Genomic DNA, 259 nt, shown 5'->3' with positions numbered 1-259 from the left:
CACGCGGCCTTTTTTTGATGGCTGGCTCAAATTCACGTTAGGCAGCTTGGTGCTGTTGGTCGTGGTGCGCGCCTCGGGTGTTCTCGCAGGGCTCGCCATTCAAGCGCAGTTTAAAGCGTCGGGGTTACTGCAATGTGGCGGGGACTTATTAACCTCCTGCCTGGCCGTTGGGGGGCGAAGGGCGGGGTTTTCTCCGGCCGATAACATGGAATTGATGGTGACGATGGTGTTGTCCATTCTCATTGTGGTGTCGAGCATC

General features: G+C 56.8%; 1 pseudogene. It reads left to right on the top strand.

What is annotated here, in order from left to right:
• Positions 1-259 (top strand): annotated as a pseudogene (locus tag A142_RS25320) (hypothetical protein); the annotation flags it as partial.

The organism is Vibrio splendidus 12E03 (genome assembly GCF_000272105.2).
Taxonomy (GTDB): domain Bacteria; phylum Pseudomonadota; class Gammaproteobacteria; order Enterobacterales; family Vibrionaceae; genus Vibrio; species Vibrio splendidus_I.
Note: the sequence above shows the minus strand (reverse complement) of the source record. Positions and strands in the feature narration are given on the sequence as shown.